Source organism: Variovorax sp. DAIF25 (assembly GCF_050711835.1).
Classification (GTDB): Bacteria; Pseudomonadota; Gammaproteobacteria; order Burkholderiales; family Burkholderiaceae_C; genus Variovorax.
Genome location: NZ_CP136636.1, coordinates 4,890,168 through 4,907,597 on the forward strand (window position 1 = coordinate 4,890,168; position 17,430 = coordinate 4,907,597).

Sequence of the window (17,430 nt, forward strand, 5' to 3'; positions counted from 1 at the left end):
CGTCCTCGCGCCTGTGCGGTTGCATGCGACTTCCCCCTGTTTGTTTCAGGGCCTGTTAACGCTATGCAATGGGTCGCCTTGCATAGTGTTAACAGGCCCTGGTTCGCTACAACGGATGGGACGCCACCGGCAGCGACTTGGCAAGGGCTTGTTCGCGTGCTTTTAACAACTAGTTCACGATTTCAACTCCACCGACCGCTCGACCAGCGCATCGACCACCAGCGCGCCCTCGCCGCGCGCGCCCACCATCACCGGATTCACGTCGATCGAAGCGATGCGCCCGGGCGCCGCGGCCAGCAGCCGGCCGACGGCGACCGCGATGTCGGCCAGCGCATCGACGTCGAGCGGCGGCTCGCCGCGCACGCCCTCGAGCAGCGGCGCGATGCGCAGCGTCTTCAGCGCCGCCTTCACGTCCGCCGCGGCGAAGGGCGGCAGCAGCACCGCCACGTCCTGCAGCGCCTCGACGTACTTGCCGCCGTCGCCCACCACGACGACCGGGCCGAACACCGGGTCGTGGCGCGCGCCGACCATGCATTCGTGCCGCCCCTTGCGCATGGCCGCGACGATCACGCCCTCGCGTGCCGCGCCGAGTTCGGCCAGCCGGCGCCACTGGGTCTCGAACAGCGCGCCCGCCGCCTGCGCGCTGTCGACGCCCAGCGCCACCAGGCCGTGCTCGGACTTGTGCGGCACGTCGGCCGAGCAGGCCTTGACCACCGCCGGCCCGCCCACCGCGCCCCAGGCGTCGCGTGCCTCGTCGGCGCTGCGGCACAGCCGGTGCGCGACCACCGGCACGCCCTGCGCGGCCAGCAGCGCGAGGCTCTGCGCCTCGTTGAGAAAACGCCCCTCGCCGGGCGGCAGCACGGGCGCCGCGTCCTGCGGCCAGGGCACGTGCCGCTCGCGCATCAGCGCCGTGTGCGAGGCCAGCTGCGCCAGCACGCCCAGCGCCTCGGTCTCGTTGGCGAAGGTCGGGATGCCGCGCGCGCGGAACGGCGCTGCCACGCTGTCCTGCCAGGCGGCCACCACCACCGGCTTGCCGCTCGCGGCCTCGAAGGCCGCGGTGTCGGCCGCGAAGGCCTGCACGTCGTAGCCCGCGCCCGCCACCGGGATGTTGACGAAGAACAGGTCGGCCGCCGGGTCGCGCGCCAGCACGGGCAGCACGCCACCGAAGAGGCCGCTGTCCGACAGCAGCGCGGCCGTGACGTCGATCGGGTTGGTCGCGGTCGCGAAACCCGGCAGCCGCGCGGCCACCTCGCGCCGCGTCTCGGCCGAGAGCGGCGCCAGCGGCAGGCCGAAGGCCTCGGAGGCATCGGCGCCCATCACGCAGCTCGCGCCCGAGTTGCTGACCACCACCAGCCGCCGGCCCTCGGGCCGCCAGCCCTTGAGGTAGGCCTCGGCCGCGAGCGCCTGCGCATGCGGATCGCGCACGCGCCAGATGCCGTGGCGGTGGAAGAAGGCATCGACCGCGCGGTCCTCGTTGGCCAGCGAGCCGGTGTGCGAGGAGGCGGCGCGCTGGCCGCTCTCCGAGCGCCCGGCCTTCACCGCGACGATCGGCAGGTCGCGCTCGCGCGCATAGGCGGCGGTGCGCGCCAGCAGCTCGGGATGGGCGATGTTCTCGAGGTACAGCAGCAGCAGCTTCACCGCGGGATCGTGCGCCACCGCCCAGGCCAGCTCGGACACGCCCACGTCGGCCTCGTTGCCGGTGGCATGCACGTGGCGCACGCCCAGGCCGCGCCCGCGCAGCAGGCCGTAGGCCATCGCGCTCATGCCGCCGCTCTGGCTCACCACGCCGATCGGGCCGTCGGCCGGCGGCACCTCGAGGAACATGGTCGAGAAGCCCGCGATGGCGCCGGTGCCGAAGTTGGCCAGCCCCTGCGTGTTGGGGCCGTACAGCCGCATGCCGGCGGCACGGGCGCGCGCCGTCATGGCGCGCTGCACCTCGCGGCCCTCCTCGCCGGCCTCGCCGAAGCCCGAGGCGATGACCACCGCCGACTTCACGCCGCGCGCGGCGCAGTCGTCGACCGCGGCCACGGCCTTCTCGCCGCCCACGATCACCAGCGCCAGGTCGGGCACCTCGGGCAGCGCGGCCAGCGAGGCGTAGCTGCGCAGCCCCTGCACTTCCTCGCGCGCCGGGTTGATCGGATAGATGCGGCCGGCGAAGCCGTGCTTGCGCATGTAGTGGATCGGGCGGCCGCCGATCTTGTGGATGTTCTCGGAGGCGCCGATGACGGCGACGGATCGGGGGTTCAGGGCGGATTCGAGCAGGTCGGACATGGGCGCTTTCATGGATCGATACGGGGCGGCCGGGCGGCGCTCAATCGAGCGTGGCGCCCGAGACCTTGACCACCTGGGCCCACTTCTCGACCTCGGCCTGCAGGAAGCCGCCGAAGGCCTCGGGCGTGTTCCAGGTGGCCGCGAAGCCCTGCGCCTCGAACTTCTCGCGGACCTCGGGCAGCGTGAGCGCCTTGCGCAGTTCGGCACTCAGCCGCGCGATCGTCTCGGGCGGCGTGCCGGCCGGCGCGAGCAGGCCGTTCCAGGCGATGGCCTCGTAGCCCGGCAGGCCCGATTCGGCCACCGTGGGCAGCTCGGGCGCGGCCGGCGAGCGCTTCGCGCCGGTCACGGCCAGCGCCTTGAGCTTGCCGCCCTTCACGTGCGGCATGGCCGAGAGCATGGTGTCGAACATCAGCTGCGCCTGCCCGCCCATCACGTCGGTCAGCGCCGGCGCGCTGCCCTTGTAGGGCACGTGGGTCATCTTCACGCCGGCCATCGAGGCGAACAGCTCGGCCGACAGGTGGGTCGACTGCCCGTTGCCCGAGGACGCGAAGTTCAGCTGCCCCGGCTTCGCCTTCGCCAGTGCGATCAGCTCGGCCACGTTCTTCGCGGGCAGCTCGGGGTTGGCGACGATCACCAGCGGGCCGCTGGTCAGCAGCGACACCGGCGCCAGGTCCTTCGTGACGCGATAGCCCAGGTGCTTGAACAGCGAGGGGTTGATCGCATGCGCGGTGGTCGCGACCACCAGCGTGTAACCGTCGGGCGCGCTGCGCGCCACGAACTCGGCGCCGGTGTTGCCGCCCGCGCCGGGGCGGTTGTCGACGATGAACTGCTGCCCGGTCTGCTCCGAGAGCTTCTGCGCCACGATGCGCGCGACGATGTCGGTCGGCCCGCCCGGCGGGTACGGCACCACCAGCTTGACCGGCTTGGTCGGATAGCCCTGCGCCCAGGCCGCGGGCAGGCCCGCGAGGCAGGCGGTGGCGGCCAGCGCGCCGAGGACGTGGCGGCGGGCGAGAGTGCGAAACGGTGGCATGCGGTGTCTCCTGCGTGGATGGGGGGTCGAGGAAGCGAAGTCGCCGGGGGCCGGCGCGATCGGAATCAGTCCGGCATGGGCGCGAAGCGCACCAGCACCCGGCCCGCGTGCTCGAAGTAGCCGGCCGCCACGCGCTCGCCGATGCGCACGCCGGGCTGGGCATGCGCCATCAGGCGCGGCCCCTCGTCGAGCATGGCGAGCACCAGCGTGTAGGGCGCGAGCGCGCGGAAGGCGTCGGAGGGCGCGCGCGCGACCACGGTGACGGCATGCACCGTCGCGCGGCCGCTCGCGGTCCGCCAATCGAGCCGCGTGCCGCCGCAGTGCGCGCAGGCATGGCGCGCCAGCGTCTGGGCCCGGCCGCAATCGAGGCAGGCCTGGAAGCGCAGCTCGCGGCGTTGCAGTCCCTCGACGAAGGGCGCGGCCAGCGTGGGGATGGCGCCGCTCATCGTGCCTCCTCGCGCGACAGGATCAGGCTCACGTGCGAGGACATCACGCCGCCGTCGGCATGCACGAAGGCGTGCCGCGGCCGCCGCAGCTGGCGCGTGCCGGCCCGGCCCGCCATCTGGCGGAACAGCTCCACCGTGTGCGCCATGCCGCCGGCCACGCCGCAATGGCCGAAGGACAGCAGGCCGCCATGGGTGTTGAGCGGCAGCGGCCCGTCGGCGCGGAAGTCGCCGTCGCGCACGCGCCGGGCCGCGCCGCCGCGCGGCGCGAAGCCGATCTCCTCGAGCAGCATGGCCAGCGTGATGGTGAAGGAGTCGTAGATGCCGAGACCGTCGATGTCGGCGAGGCCCAGGCCCGCCTCGTCGAAGGCGCGTTGCGCTGCCTCGGCCGCGCCGCACTGCAGGACGTCGGCCAGCGCGCTCAGGTGCTGGTGGCGATGGGCCTGGCCCGCGCCGGCCAGCACCACGCCGCTGTCGCCATCGGGCTCGGCCGACACCACCAGCGCCATCGCGCCGTCGGAGATCGGGCAGCAGTCGAGCAACTTGAGCGGCGCGGCGATCGGCTTCGAGGCCAGCACCTCCTCGCGCGTGACCGGCGTGCGCAGGTGCGCATCGGGATGGCCCGCCGCATGGGTGCGCATCAGCACCGCGAGCTCGGCGAGGTCGGCTTCGCACGCGCCGGTCTCGTGCAGGTAGCGCGAGGCCAGCAACCCGTAGTAGGCCGGCACCGATGCGCCGTTGGGCACCTCGAAATCGGCATCGCCCACCTGCGCCAGGGTCTGGATCGCGCTGTCGCGCGACTGCCCGCTGAGCCGGTTCTCGCCCGCCACCACCAGCACCCGGCGGCAGCGGCCCGCGCGCACCAGGTCGCGCGCCAGCATCAGCATGGCGCTGCCGGTGGCGCCGCCGAGCTGCAGGCTGTGGGCATAGGCCGGCCGCAGCGCGAAGCGCTCGCAGAACAGCGTCGAGAGCATCAGGTGCGGCAGCGTGGTCGCGTAGCCGCACAGCACGCCGTCGATGTCGGCGCGGCGCAGGCCGGCATCGTCCAGCGCCTGCTGCGCGGCCTCGGCCATCAGCGCGAGCGCGTCGCGGCCTTCGTGGCGGCCGAAGGCGGTGCCGCCGGCGGCGGCGAGGTAGGCGATCGGCGGGTTCATGCTCAGTGCATCCGCGCGCGGCGACCGCCGGTCTGGGTGCTGCGGGTGGCCAGCGCGCCGTGGTGCGCGGCGCCGCTCCACAGCACTTCGCAGGTCGCGCATTCGCGCTTCAGCGCCTGGGCCAGCTCGGCCTCGCGCGAGGTGATGCGGTCGCTGAGCGCGGCGATGCTGATCGCGGCCACCGGCCGCCCGTCGGCACCGAGGATCGGCACCGCGATGCCGCCCATGCGCTCGACCACCACGTCGAGCAGCACCGCGTGGCCGCGCTCGCGCGCCTCGCGCGCATGGGCCTCGAGCAGCTTGGGCGTGATGCGCGGATGGCGCTTGAGCTGCGGCGCGATCACCGCCAGCGCGGCCTTGCGCTCGGCCTCGGGCATCCAGGCCAGCAGCGCGAGGCTGCCGGCGCCCACGCCGAGCGGGCGGCGGCTGCCCACCGACAGGTAGTTGGCGCGGATCGGGAAGCGGCCCTCCTCCACGTCCACGCACAGCGACTCGACGCCGCTCGGGATCGAGAGGATCACGCTGTCCTCGAAGCGGCCCGTGAGGCGCAGCAGGCTCGGGCGCACCAGCGGGCGCGGATCGAAGCGCGCGAGCGCCGCGGCCCCCAGCACCAGCAGTTCGGCGCCGAGGCGGTAGTGCTTGGATGCGGCGTCGCGCACCACGAAGCCGTCGCGCATCAGCACCTCGAGCAGGCGCAGCACGGTGGTCTTGTCGAGGCCGGTCGCGGCGGCGATGTCGGTCAGGCGCGCGATGCCGGGGTCGGAGAGCGCGCGCAGGATGCGGCAGGCCCGCTCGACCGAGGAGGTCGGTTCGGTGGCGCTGTCGGCCAGCACGGAGCTGGCGGCACGGGGTCGGAGGGCCATCGGTCTTGTCTCTTTGTTTCGTTCCATGGAACCGCGATATCGGCGCCATTGGAGGACCGCGCCCCCACGCGGTCAAGAAAACGCGAAGAAGTTGCTGCCAGCGAAACTTTTCAAGGGAAAACCCCGAACGCGGCGCCGGCGCGCGTTCGGCGTTCAGGGCAGGCGGTGCTGCCAGTAGCGCGGCGCGCGCTCGCGCTCGCAGGCCACCTCAAACGGGCTCGCGCTGTGCCAGTGCGCGGCGCCGCAGCGCACGTTCTCGACCAGGCGCACCTCGCGCTCGGCATGGCGCGCCACCACCTCGGGCACCGGATGGCCGAAGCGGTTGCGGTAGCCGGCCTGGACCAGACCGATGCGCGGGCGCACCGCATCGAGGAAGGCCGCGCTCGACGAGGTCTTGCTGCCGTGGTGCGGTACCAGCAGCACGTCGGCGCGCAGCCGTTCGGGCACGCGCTCGAGCAACGCGGCCTCCTGCAGCCGCTCGATGTCGCCGGCCAGCAGCGCGGTCGCGCGGCCGTTGCCGATGCGCAGCACGCACGAGATGGCATTGGGCCGCGTGAAGAACAGGTAGTCGCCGGAGCGCGGGTGCAGCAGCTCGAAGTCCACGCCGTCCCAGATCCAGCGCCGGCCCGCCTCGCAGCGCCGCGCGGGGCGCTGCGACTGCAGCGGGTGCCCGGCCTCGATCGAGCTCAGCAGCTCGGCGCGCGGATGCATCGCGAGCACGGCGCTCGCGCCGCCCGTGTGGTCGCTGTCGCGGTGGCTCAGCACCAGCAGGTCGAGCCGCTCGCCGAGGGCGCGCAGCAGCGGCACCAGCACGCGGTGGCCGGCGTCGCTCTCGAGGCTGTAGCGCGGGCCGCTGTCGTAGAGCAGGCTGTGGGTCGCGGTGCGCACCAGCACCGCGTTGCCCTGGCCGACGTCGGCCGCGAGCAGTTCGAACTCGCCGACGGCGGGACGCGGCGGCTGCCACAGCAGCACCGGCAGCAGCAGCGGCAGGCCCAGCGCGCGCAGCGACCACGGCAGCCGCATCGCGACCAGCACGCCGCCCGCCACGCCGCAGGCCGCCAGCCATGCCGGCGGCGCGGCCATCGAGACGCTGGCGAACGGCAGCGCCGCGAGCCATGACAGCAGCAGCCCGAGCCCCTGCACCGCGCGTGCCGCGAGGTCCCACAGCGGCGCGGCGACGGTGCCGAGCATCGCCAGCGGCGTGATCACCAGCGTGACCCAGGGAATCGCGACCAGATTCGCCACCAGCCCGACCAGCGACACCTGCTGGAACAGCAGCAGGCTCAAGGGCGTGAGCGCCAGCGTGATCGTCCATTGCTCGCGCAGCAGCCGCCACAGCCGTGCGCGCAGGCCCGGGCGCGTGTCGCCGGGCCAGCCCGCGTCGGTGGCGAACAGCACGCCCACCGCGACGAAGCTGAGCCAGAAGCCGGCCTGCGTCAGGGCCCAGGGATCGAGCGCGACCACCACCGCCGCGGTCAGCAGCCAGCCGTGCGGCCAGGGCCAGCGCCGCCCCGTGAGGCGCAGCAGCGCGACGGTCGCGAGCATCCAGACCGTGCGCTGCGATGGCACGCCCCAGCCGCTGAACAGCGCATAGAGCGTGGCCAGCAGCACGCCGCCCGCGAGCGCCGCGCGCTGTGCCGGCAGGCGCAGCATCAGCCGCGGGCTGCGGCGCCAGAGCGCGCCGACGACATGCGCGGCAAGCCATGCGAACAAGGTCACGTGCAGGCCCGAGATCGACATCAGGTGGGCCACGCCGGTGGCGCGGAAGACGTCCCAGCCCTCGCGGTCGATCGCGCCCTGGTCGCCCGTGACCAGCGCGGCGATCACGCCCGCGGCAAAGCGCTCGGCCACGCGCGCGAAGATGGCATCGCGCACGGCCTCGCGCGCGCGCTCGATCGGGTGCCGCCCCGTGAGGCCCAGCCGCGCGGGCGCCTCGTCGCGCGCGCCGAGGCGCACATGGCCGCTGGCACGCAGGCCCTGCTCCCACATCCACAGCTCGCTGTCGAAGCCATGCGGGTTGCGCTGGCCATGCGGCGCCTTGAGGCGCACGGTCAGGCGCCAGCGCTCGCCCGCATGCACCGGGCTCTCGGGCAGGAGCGTCGGTGCGGACGCATCGGCCGGGCCGTTCCAGAGGCTGCCGCCTTCGGCATACCAGCCGAGCGCGATGCGGTCGGGCACCGCGGGCGATCCGGCCATGGCAGGGTCCGCCCAGCGCGCGGACTCGACGGCAAAACGGAAGCGCGTTCCAGCCTCGCCGCGCTGCGGCATCTGCGACACCACGCCCATGAGCTGCAGGTCGCGCCCCTCGAGCGCGGGATCGAGCGCACCCGCCGCATAGACCGTGGCCCGTGCGCCCGCGAGCCCCGCGCCGATCGCCGCACCGGCCAGCGCGGCGCAGACCCAGGCGACTCGCGCATGCCGCGGCATGCGCCAAACCCCGATGAGACCTGCGATGCCCGCGAGCAGTCCGCCCGCGTAAGCCATGCCGTCCCACAGCACCGGCTGCCGCAGTTGCAGCGCCACGCCCGCGAGCGCCGCCGCGAGCGCGACGAACGCGCAGCGCGCGCGCAAGACGGCATCGGATGCGTCTCGCACACCCTTGGCGACCATGATGCAAACCCTCCCCCAACGACGCTCCGTGGCGCGCTAATTGCTTTGTCTTCTGGGCTAGTATGCGTCTCACCAGAGACATCTTTTCGATGCAATCTGCCAGTACTGCACACAAAAACGCATGTCCATCCACGCCGCGCTCCACCACGTCACCCACTACAAATACGACCGCCTGGTGCAACTCGGCCCGCAGGTCGTCCGGCTGCGCCCGGCACCGCATTGCCGCAGCAACGTCATCTCGTACTCGCTGCGCGTCGAACCCGCGGATCACTTCGTCAACTGGATGCAGGACCCGTTCGCCAACTACCAGGCGCGGCTCGTGTTCCCCGAGAAGACGCGCGAGTTCAAGGTCACGGTCGACCTCGTGGTCGAGATGGCGGTCTACAACCCCTTCGACTTCTTCCTCGAGCCGCAGGCCGAGAACTTTCCGTTCGCCTACACGCCCTCGCAGGCCGAGGAACTCGCGCCCTATCTCGTCACCGAGGAGCCCACGCCGCTGCTCGCGGCCTACCTCGACAAGATCGACCGCAAGGAACAGCGCACCATCGACTTCCTGGTCGGCATCAACCAGCAGGTGCAGCAGGACGTCAACTACCTGATCCGCATGGAGCCCGGCGTGCAGACGCCGGAAGAAACGCTCACCAACGGCAGCGGCTCCTGCCGCGACTCGGGCTGGCTGCTGGTGCAGCTGCTGCGCCACTGCGGCCTGGCCGCGCGCTTCGTCTCGGGCTACCTGATCCAGCTCACGCCCGACGTGAAGGCGCTCGACGGCCCGAGCGGCACCACGGTCGACTTCACCGACCTGCACGCCTGGTGCGAGGTGTTCCTGCCGGGCGCCGGATGGATCGGCCTCGATGCCACCTCGGGCCTGCTGGCCGGCGAGGGCCACATCCCGCTGGCCTGTACGCCCACGCCCTCGAGCGCCGCGCCCATCGAGGGTGGCGTCGACGAGTCGAAGGTCGAGTTCGGCCATGACATGAAGGTCACGCGCATCTACGAATCGCCGCGCGTGACCAAGCCCTACACCGAGGAGCAGTGGGCCGAGGTGCTGACCCTGGGCGACGCGGTCGACGCGCGGCTGCAGGCCGGCGACGTGCGCCTCACGATGGGCGGCGAGCCCACCTACGTGGCCACCAGCGACCGCGACGCGCCCGAGTGGAACACCGACGCGCTCGGCCCCACCAAGCGCGGCTACGCCACCGAGCTGGTCCACAAGCTGCGCGCCGAGTACGGCCAGGGCGGCTTCCTGCATTTCGGCCAGGGCAAGTGGTACCCGGGCGAGCAGCTGCCGCGCTGGGCGCTGTCGATCTTCTGGCGCGCCGACGGCCAGACGCTGTGGCACGACCCCGAGCTGTTCGCCGACGAACGCTTCCCGACCCACTACACCAGCGAGGACGCGCGCCGCTTCACCAGCCTGCTGGCGCGCAAGCTCGGCCTGACCGATCGCTACGTGCAGCCGGGCTTCGAGGACATCTACTACTACCTGTGGCGCGAACGCCGCCTGCCGGTCAACGTCGACCCCTTCGACTCGAAGCTCGACGACGAACTCGAACGCGTGCGCCTGCGCCGCGTGTTCACGCAGAAGCTCGACGCGGTGATCGGCTACATGCTGCCGATCGAGCCCGGCAACGCGAACCGCGACGCGCCCGCGCTCGAGGGCCCGGCCTGGAAGACCGGCCCCTGGTTCCTGCGCGACGACCGCCTCTACCTGATCCCCGGCGATTCGCCGATGGGCTACCGCCTGCCGCTCGATTCGCAACCCTGGGCCAGCAAGGGCGACTACCCCTACCTGATCGAGCGCGACCCGACCGCGGCGCGCGGCGCGCTGCCGAGCGCGGCCGACTACCGCGCGCGCTACACCGTGGGCGCGACCGGCGGCACCGGTGCCGACCTGGGCGCCGTGCCCTATGCCTTCGGCACGCCCGCGGCCGTGCCCGCCACGCTGCGCATGCAGGGGCCGGGCACCGGCGAAGGACTCGACGGCAAGCCGGGCCAGGGCGATGCCGGCCACACAGGTGACGGGGCCGATGGCGATGCCGGCGATCCCGCGCGCGTCTCCGCCACGCGCCAGCCGCTGCGCGGCGAATCGGCCCACTGGGTCACGCGCACCGCGCTGTGCGTCGAGGTGCGCGACCCGCGCCGCGCCAACGGCCCGGCGGCCGAGAAGAAGGGCAGCGCCTCGGGCGTGCTCTACGTCTTCATGCCGCCGCTGGCGCGCCTCGAGGACTACCTCGACCTGGTCGCCGCCGTCGAAGCCACCGCGCGCGAGCTCGGCGTGCGCATCGTGATGGAAGGCTATCCGCCGCCGCGCGATCCGCGCCTGAAGATGCTGCAGGTCACGCCCGACCCCGGCGTGATCGAGGTCAACATCCATCCGGCCCACAACTGGAAGGAACTGGTCGACCACACCGAATTCCTCTACCAGGCCGCGTTCGAGACCCGGCTGTCGGCCGAGAAGTTCATGACCGACGGCCGCCACACCGGCACCGGCGGCGGCAACCACTTCGTGATGGGCGGCGCCACGCCGGCCGACAGTCCCTTCCTGCGCCGGCCCGAACTGCTGGCCAGCCTGCTGCTCTACTGGCACAACCATCCCTCGCTGAGCTACCTGTTCTCGGGCATGTTCATCGGCCCGACCAGCCAGGCGCCACGCGTGGACGAAGCGCGCAACGACCAGGTCTACGAGCTCGAGATCGCGCTCAAGGAGATCGCGAAGAACCGCGAGCTCTATGGCCAGCACATGCCGGCCTGGCTGGTCGACCGCACCCTGCGCAACATCCTGATCGACGTCTCGGGCAACACGCACCGCAGCGAGTTCTGCATCGACAAGCTCTACTCGCCCGACTCCAGCACCGGCCGGCTCGGCCTGCTCGAGCTGCGCGCCTTCGAGATGCCGCCGCATGCGCGCATGAGCATCGCGCAGCAGCTGCTGATCCGCGCGCTGGTGGCGCGCTTCTGGGACGAGCCCTACAAGGCGCCCGTCACGCGCTGGGGCACCGAGCTGCACGACCGCTTCCTGCTGCCGACCTTCGTCAGGATGGACTTCGACGACGTCATCAGCGAGATGCGCCAGGCCGGCTTCGCCTTCGATCCCGACTGGTTCGCGCCGCACTTCGAGTTCCGCTTCCCGCTCGTGGGCCAGGTGCAGGCGATGGGCGTCGAGCTCTCGCTGCGCAACGCGCTCGAGCCCTGGCACGTGATGGGCGAGGAAGGCTCGGCCGGCGGCACGGTGCGCTACGTCGACTCCTCGCTCGAGCGCATCGAGGTGCGCGTGACCGGCCTCAACGAGAGCCGCCACGTGGTCACCGTCAACGGCCGCGTGCTGCCGCTGCAGCCCACGGGCGTGACCGGCGAGTTCGTGGCCGGCGTGCGCTACAAGGCCTGGAACCCGCCCTCGGCGCTGCATCCGAGCATCAAGGCCCATGCGCCGCTGACGGTGGACCTGGTCGACACCTGGATGAAGCGCTCGCTGGGCGGCTGCCAGTACTTCGTGGCCCATCCGGGCGGACGCAACTACGAGACCTTCCCGGTCAATGCCTACGAGGCCGAGAGCCGGCGCCTGTCGCGCTTCACGCGCACCGGCCACACGCCGGGGCTGATGCGCACGCCGGCCGCCACCATCGAGGTGCCCGGCAGCCGCGAATTCCCGTTCACGCTCGACCTGCGGCGCTGAGCGGCGCCGCGCGCCCGCCGGCCCTTCGGGGTGGCGGGCCGGGCGGCCGGCTGTGTCGTGGCGCCCACACCGATGGCTGCGGCGGGCATTTCGCACGCCATCGCCACCGGGGCCGGTGACGGCAATGTGACAATCCCAACCCTGTGGAACCCCTCAACGAATCCCTGTTCGACGCCCAGGCGCTGGATTTTCCAGCCGCCTTGGCGTCGGCGCTCGCCCCGGCCGCCCTGCCCGGCCACTTCGACGAGCTGCGCGGCACGGCGACGCCCGAGGCCGCGGCACGGCCCGCCGCCGGGCCGGTAGCGCCCGCGGGGCCGCACCTGCACGACGCGACGGCGGGCACGCAGAGCCAGTCCCAGGCCCAGGGCGCCGGGTCCGGCCCGACCCAGTCGCAATCGCAATCCGCATCCCCGCCCCCGCGCGCGCCCTCCGCCGACCCCGCCTCGTCGGCCGCCGCCCCCGGCGACAAGCCCCCGCTGCTGCCGCCCTGGCATGCCTTCTTCGAACAGCTCGGCCCCGACGGCTTCGGCGACCTGCCGCGGCGCGCGGTCAGCCTGGAGCGCCAGATCCGCGACAACGGCGTCACCTACAACGTCTACGCCGACGCCAACGGCCCGCAGCGGCCCTGGTCCCTCGACCTGTTCCCGCTGATCGTCTCGCCCGAGAGCTGGGCGCAGATCGAGACCGGCGTGCTGCAGCGCATGCGCGTGCTCGACCGCGTGATGGCCGACGTCTACGGCCCGCAGCGCCTGCTCGCCGAAGGCCTGCTGCCGCCCGCGCTGGTGCGCGGCCATCCGGGCTACCTGCGCGCGCTGCACGGCGTGAAGCCGCCGGGCGACACCTGGCTGCACATCGCGGCCTTCGACCTCGCGCGCGGCCCCGACGGCAACTGGTGGGTGGTCTCGCAGCGCACCCAGGCGCCCTCGGGCCTGGGCTACCTGCTCGAGAACCGGCTCGCCATCACGCGCCAGTTCCCGCAGGCCTTCGAGGCGCTCCACGTGCAACGGCTGGCCGCCACCTACAGCGCCATGATGGACGGCCTGCAGCGCATGTGCCCGGCCGGCGTGCCGCCGCACATCGCGCTGCTCACGCCCGGCCCCTACAACGAGACCTACTTCGAGCACGCCTACCTGGCGCGCTACCTCGGCGTCACGCTGGTCGAGGGCAGCGACCTCACGGTGCGCGACCAGCGCCTGTACCTCAAGACGCTGCAGGGCCTGCGCCCCGTGCACGGGCTCATCAAGCGGCTCGACGACCAGTTCCTCGACCCGCTCGAGCTGCGCCCCGACTCCACGCTCGGCGTGCCGGGCCTGCTGCAGGCGATCCGCGCCGGCAACGTGCTGGTGGCCAACATGCCGGGCTCGGCCTTCCTCGAATCGCCGGCGCTGCTGGGCTTCCTGCCCGGCCTGGCGCGCCACCTGCTCGACGAGAAGCTGCTGCTGCCCGCGCTGCCCACCTGGTGGTGCGGCGAGCGCGCGGCGCTCGAGGCCGTGCTGCCGCAGCTCGGCGACTGCTTCATCAAGCCCACCTACCCGGGCATCGACGGCCGCGAGAGCTTCGACGCGGTGCTGGGCCGCCAGTTCGGCCGCCGCGAGCTCGACGAATGGGCCGGGCGCATCGTGCGCGAGGGCGAGGCCCACACGGTGCAGAGCTACCTGCCGCTGTCGCAGATGCCGACCTGGGCCAGCGACCTCGGCCCCGGCCACATCGCGCCACGCGCGGTGCTGCTGCGCGTGTTCGCGGTCAGCGACGGCGCGCAGTCGTGGCGCGTGCTGCCCGGCGGGCTGGCGCGGCTCGCGGGGCCCGATGCGCAGATCGCCTCGATGCAGCGCGGCGGCAGCAGCGCCGACGTCTGGGTGCAGACCCATGGCGAGGTCGACCGCACCACGCTGCTGCAGCCGCAGGCCACGCCGGCCTCGCTGGCGCGGCACCGCGCGCCGGTCACCAGCCGCGCGGCCGAGAACATGTTCTGGCTCGGCCGCTACACCGAGCGCGCCGAGAACGCGGTGCGCCTGGCGCGCCTCACGCTCAACATCCTCGGCGGCGAGGACCAGTCCTCGCGCCCGCTGCTCGAATGGCTGCACCGCATGGCGGCGCGCAATGCGCTGGTGCCGGCCGGCGTGCCGAGCGCGCCGCAGTCGCGCCGCGTGTTCGAGCGCGCGCTGATCGCCGAGCTCGGCGACGTGGCCCAGGGCGGCAGCGTGGGCTACAGCCTGCGCAGCATCCGCCAGGCCGCGGCCGCGGTGCGCGAGCGGCTCTCGCCCGACCACTGGAACCAGATCGTGCGCGCCGAGGCCGACTTCCTGCGCCGCGCCGCCGAGCAGGCCGGCGAAGGCAGCTTCGCCACCGGCGCGGCGCTGCGCTCGCTCGAATCGGCGAGCTCGGCGCTGTCGGCCATGACCGGCGCGCAGACCGACCGCATGACGCGCGACGATGCCTGGCGGCTGCTGTCGATCGGCCGCCACATCGAGCGCCTGAGCTTCCTCGCCAACGCCCTGCTCGCGGGTTTCCAGAACCACGCGGTGCACGAGGTCAGCGGCTTCGAGGCCATGGTCGCGCTGTTCGACAGCACCATCACCTTCCATGCGCGCTACCAGCAGCGCCGCGATGTCGCCACGCTGGTCGACCTGCTGGTGCTCGACGCCGAGAACCCGCGCTCGCTGGCCTGGGTCACGCAGACCCTGCGCGGGCGCATCGCGCGGCTCGCGGGCAGCGCGCCCGGCAAGCTCACGGCGCTGTCGTACGAGCTGCCCGACCCGGCCACCTGGACGCTCGAGCACCTGTGCGACCCCGGCCCCGCCGGCGGCGAGGACGGCCCCTATGCGGCGCTGGCCGCGCTGCTCGCGCACTGCGAGGCCGCGGCCTACCACGTGTCCGATGCCATCGGCATCCGCTACTTCACGCTGACCTCCGAATCGCTGCGCTCCGTGGGCGCCTGAGCCCGCGCTGCGCGCGCCGCGCGACCGACCATTCACCAACAACGACAACCTCAGGAGGGCTCCCCATGACCATCATCCACCGACGCTTCGCACGGACCGCCGCCGGCCTCGCCGCGGTCCTCGCGCTCGCCGGCTGCGGCAAGCAGGAAGCCGCCGCGCCCGCCGCCGCTTCGGCAGCGCCGCCCGCAGCGCGCGTGCTGGTGGTGGGCACCGATGCCGCCTACACGCCCTTCGAATCGCAGAACGAGAAGGGCGAGATCGTGGGCTTCGACATCGACATCGTGAACGCCGTCGCGAAGAAGGCCGGCATCGAGGTGAAGTTCGTCAACACGCCGTGGGAAGGCATCTTCAACACGCTCGACCAGGGCGACCGCGACTTCCTGGTGTCGGCCATCACCATCACGCCCGAGCGCCGCCAGACCATGGACTTCTCGCAGCCCTACTTCGACGCGCGCCAGCTGATCGCGATCAAGAGCGACGCGAGCGTGACCCGCTTCGAGGACCTGAAGACGCTCAAGGTCGGCGTGCAGAACGGCACCACCGGCGACGAGGTGGTCGGCAAGCTGCTGGGCAAATCGAGCGCGAACATCAAGCGCTTCGAATCGACGCCGCTCGCGCTCAAGGAGCTCGAGGCCGGCGGCGTGCAGGCGGTGGTGGCCGACAACGGCGTGGTGGCGCACTACCTCGCGAACAATGCGGGCGCGGGCTTCAAGACCGTGAGCGATGCCGGCTTCGCGACCGAGCAGTACGGCCTCGCGGTGAAGAAAGGCAACGCCGAGCTGCTCGCCAAGCTCGACAAGGGCCTGGCCGAGATCAAGGCCGACGGCAGCTACGACCGCATCTACGCCGCGCACTTCGGCGCCGCGTCGAAGTAATCTCGCACCCGCGCCATGCGACTCCACGTCACCCACGAAACCCGCTACGAGTACTCGCCGCCGGTCGAGACCGCGCAGCACCTCGCGCACCTGCGGCCGCTGGTCACGCCCTCGCAGCGCCTGCTGAGCCACCGGCTCGCGATCGAGCCCTCGCCCGCACAGCGCGTCGAGCAGGCCGACCTCTACGGCAACGTGCGCGCCTTCTTCGCGCTCGACACCACGCACGACAGCCTGGTGGTCACGGCCGAGAGCATGGTCGAGACCTCGGCGCCCGTGCTCTCGAGCGCGGTGGCGCGCGAGCTGCCGTGGGAGTCGGTGCGCGAGCGCTTCCGCTTCCGCAAGGACGCGCTGTTCGACCCGGCCTCCGAGTTCGTCTTCCCCTCGCCCTACGTGCCGCGCCACGACGACTTCGTCGCCTATGCGCGCGCGAGCTTCGCGCCGGGCCGCCCGGCCTTCGACGTGGCGATGGACCTCACCGAGCGCATCCACCGCGACTTCGACTACGACGCCGACAGCACCGAGATCAACACGCCCGCGGTCGAGGCGCTGGCCCAGCGCAAGGGCGTGTGCCAGGACTTCGCGCACATCATGATCGCGTGCTTCCGCGGGATGGGATTGCCGGCGCGCTACGTCAGCGGCTACCTGCTGACGCAGCCGGCGCCGGGCCAGCCGCGGCTGATCGGCGCCGATGCCTCGCACGCCTGGGTCTCGGTCTACCTGCCCGGCGAAGGCGACGGCCCCGACAGCGCCGGCGACTGGGCCGACTTCGATCCCACCAACGGCCGCCAGCCCGGCGAGGACTACGTGACGCTGGCGATCGGCCGCGACTACTCCGACGTCTCGCCGATGCGCGGCGTGCTGCATGGCGGCGCGCGCCACACGCTGCACGTGGGCGTGACGGTGCAGCCGGTCGACGAGCTCGAATCGCCGCAAGCCCCCGGCGGCGCAGGGCCTTCGGCCGCGGCGTCGCCTACGATCGCGGCTTCGCCGGTACAAACGCCGGTCGATTCCCCGCAGCCGCCCTCCGCGCGGCCGCCTTCACCACCGTCTCACCAGGAGCCTTCTTCATGAGCGTCTACGACAAGCTTTCCAGCCTCGGCATCACCCTCCCGCCGGTCTCGGTTCCGGCCGCCGCCTACGTGCCTTTCGTGCAGACCGGCAACCTCGTGTTCCTGTCGGGCCACATCGCCAGGAAGGACGGCAAGGTCTGGACCGGCCAGCTCGGCGCCGACGTCAGCACCGAGCAGGGCAAGCAGGCCGCGCGCGCGGTCGCCATCGACCTGCTGGGCACGCTGCACGCGGCCGTGGGCGACCTCGACAAGGTCAAGCGCATCGTCAAGGTGATGAGCCTCGTCAATTCGGTCGGCAGCTTCACCGAGCAGCACCTCGTGACCAACGGCGCGAGCGAACTGTTCGCCGAGGTCTTCGGTCCCGAGAAGGGCGCGCATGCACGCAGCGCCTTCGGCGTGGCGCAGATCCCGATGGGCGCCTGCGTCGAGATCGAACTGATCGCGGAGATCGGCTGATTCGCCTGCCGCGGTCCCTGTGGCTGGCACTGCCGCTCGCGGCCAT

At 72.6% G+C, this 17,430-nt stretch carries 11 protein-coding genes; 5 read left to right on the forward strand and 6 right to left on the reverse strand.

What is annotated here, in order from left to right; all coding sequences use genetic code 11:
• Positions 1 to 174: 174 nt before the first annotated feature.
• The 6 genes from R0232_RS22505 to R0232_RS22530 all read right to left on the reverse strand — a co-directional run bounded on the left by R0232_RS22505 (position 175) and on the right by R0232_RS22530 (position 8,371).
• Entirely contained in the window at positions 175 to 2,271 is a 2,097-nt protein-coding gene (locus R0232_RS22505) for an acetate--CoA ligase family protein (RefSeq protein WP_431509476.1), read from the reverse strand.
• Between the two features lie 40 nt (positions 2,272 to 2,311).
• Positions 2,312 to 3,301: a tripartite tricarboxylate transporter substrate binding protein gene (locus R0232_RS22510; RefSeq protein ID WP_431509477.1), complete on the reverse strand. Its 990-nt coding sequence runs from the start codon at positions 3,299 to 3,301 to the stop codon at positions 2,312 to 2,314.
• 65 nt (positions 3,302 to 3,366) lie between these two features.
• On the reverse strand, positions 3,367 to 3,747 hold the full coding sequence (locus R0232_RS22515; protein ID WP_431509478.1) for a Zn-ribbon domain-containing OB-fold protein: 381 nt from the start codon (positions 3,745 to 3,747) through the stop codon (positions 3,367 to 3,369).
• Entirely contained in the window at positions 3,744 to 4,898 is a 1,155-nt protein-coding gene (locus R0232_RS22520; protein WP_431509479.1) for a thiolase family protein, read from the reverse strand. Before R0232_RS22520 ends, R0232_RS22515 begins: the two co-directional genes overlap by 4 nt.
• A gap of 2 nt (positions 4,899 to 4,900) precedes the next feature.
• The gene (locus R0232_RS22525) at positions 4,901 to 5,761 is read right to left on the reverse strand and encodes an IclR family transcriptional regulator (RefSeq protein WP_431509480.1); all 861 of its coding nucleotides are present in this window, start codon (positions 5,759 to 5,761) and stop codon (positions 4,901 to 4,903) included.
• 153 nt (positions 5,762 to 5,914) lie between these two features.
• Positions 5,915 to 8,371, reverse strand: a complete 2,457-nt coding sequence (locus R0232_RS22530; protein ID WP_431509481.1) for a DNA internalization-related competence protein ComEC/Rec2 — start codon at positions 8,369 to 8,371, stop codon at positions 5,915 to 5,917.
• 121 nt (positions 8,372 to 8,492) lie between these two features.
• Here R0232_RS22530 and R0232_RS22535 point away from each other — a divergent pair, with 121 nt between their 5' ends.
• From R0232_RS22535 to R0232_RS22555, 5 genes are all read left to right on the forward strand, one after another.
• Positions 8,493 to 12,044, forward strand: coding sequence for a DUF2126 domain-containing protein (locus R0232_RS22535; protein ID WP_431509482.1), 3,552 nt, complete (start codon positions 8,493 to 8,495; stop codon positions 12,042 to 12,044).
• Positions 12,045 to 12,187: 143 nt separating this feature from the next.
• Positions 12,188 to 14,983 (forward strand): circularly permuted type 2 ATP-grasp protein, encoded by a 2,796-nt coding sequence (locus R0232_RS22540; protein WP_431509483.1) that lies wholly within the window; start codon positions 12,188 to 12,190, stop codon positions 14,981 to 14,983.
• 65 nt (positions 14,984 to 15,048) lie between these two features.
• Positions 15,049 to 15,858, forward strand: a complete 810-nt coding sequence (locus tag R0232_RS22545; RefSeq protein ID WP_431509484.1) for a basic amino acid ABC transporter substrate-binding protein — start codon at positions 15,049 to 15,051, stop codon at positions 15,856 to 15,858.
• 15 nt (positions 15,859 to 15,873) lie between these two features.
• Positions 15,874 to 16,929, forward strand: a complete 1,056-nt coding sequence (locus R0232_RS22550; protein WP_431509485.1) for a transglutaminase family protein — start codon at positions 15,874 to 15,876, stop codon at positions 16,927 to 16,929.
• Complete coding sequence (locus R0232_RS22555) at positions 16,926 to 17,384, forward strand: RidA family protein (RefSeq protein ID WP_431509486.1); 459 nt, start codon at positions 16,926 to 16,928, stop codon at positions 17,382 to 17,384. Before R0232_RS22550 ends, R0232_RS22555 begins: the two co-directional genes overlap by 4 nt.
• Positions 17,385 to 17,430: the final 46 nt, after the last annotated feature.

Coding starts and splice junctions, on each gene's coding strand:
- R0232_RS22505 (WP_431509476.1), bottom strand. CDS start 2,271: ATGTCCGACCTGCTCGAATCCGCCCTGAACCCCCGATCCGTCGCCGTC.
- R0232_RS22510 (WP_431509477.1), bottom strand. CDS start 3,301: ATGCCACCGTTTCGCACTCTCGCCCGCCGCCACGTCCTCGGCGCGCTG.
- R0232_RS22515 (WP_431509478.1), bottom strand. CDS start 3,747: ATGAGCGGCGCCATCCCCACGCTGGCCGCGCCCTTCGTCGAGGGACTG.
- R0232_RS22520 (WP_431509479.1), bottom strand. CDS start 4,898: ATGAACCCGCCGATCGCCTACCTCGCCGCCGCCGGCGGCACCGCCTTC.
- R0232_RS22525 (WP_431509480.1), bottom strand. CDS start 5,761: ATGGCCCTCCGACCCCGTGCCGCCAGCTCCGTGCTGGCCGACAGCGCC.
- R0232_RS22530 (WP_431509481.1), bottom strand. CDS start 8,371: ATGGTCGCCAAGGGTGTGCGAGACGCATCCGATGCCGTCTTGCGCGCG.
- R0232_RS22535 (WP_431509482.1), top strand. CDS start 8,493: ATGTCCATCCACGCCGCGCTCCACCACGTCACCCACTACAAATACGAC.
- R0232_RS22545 (WP_431509484.1), top strand. CDS start 15,049: ATGACCATCATCCACCGACGCTTCGCACGGACCGCCGCCGGCCTCGCC.
- R0232_RS22550 (WP_431509485.1), top strand. CDS start 15,874: ATGCGACTCCACGTCACCCACGAAACCCGCTACGAGTACTCGCCGCCG.
- R0232_RS22555 (WP_431509486.1), top strand. CDS start 16,926: ATGAGCGTCTACGACAAGCTTTCCAGCCTCGGCATCACCCTCCCGCCG.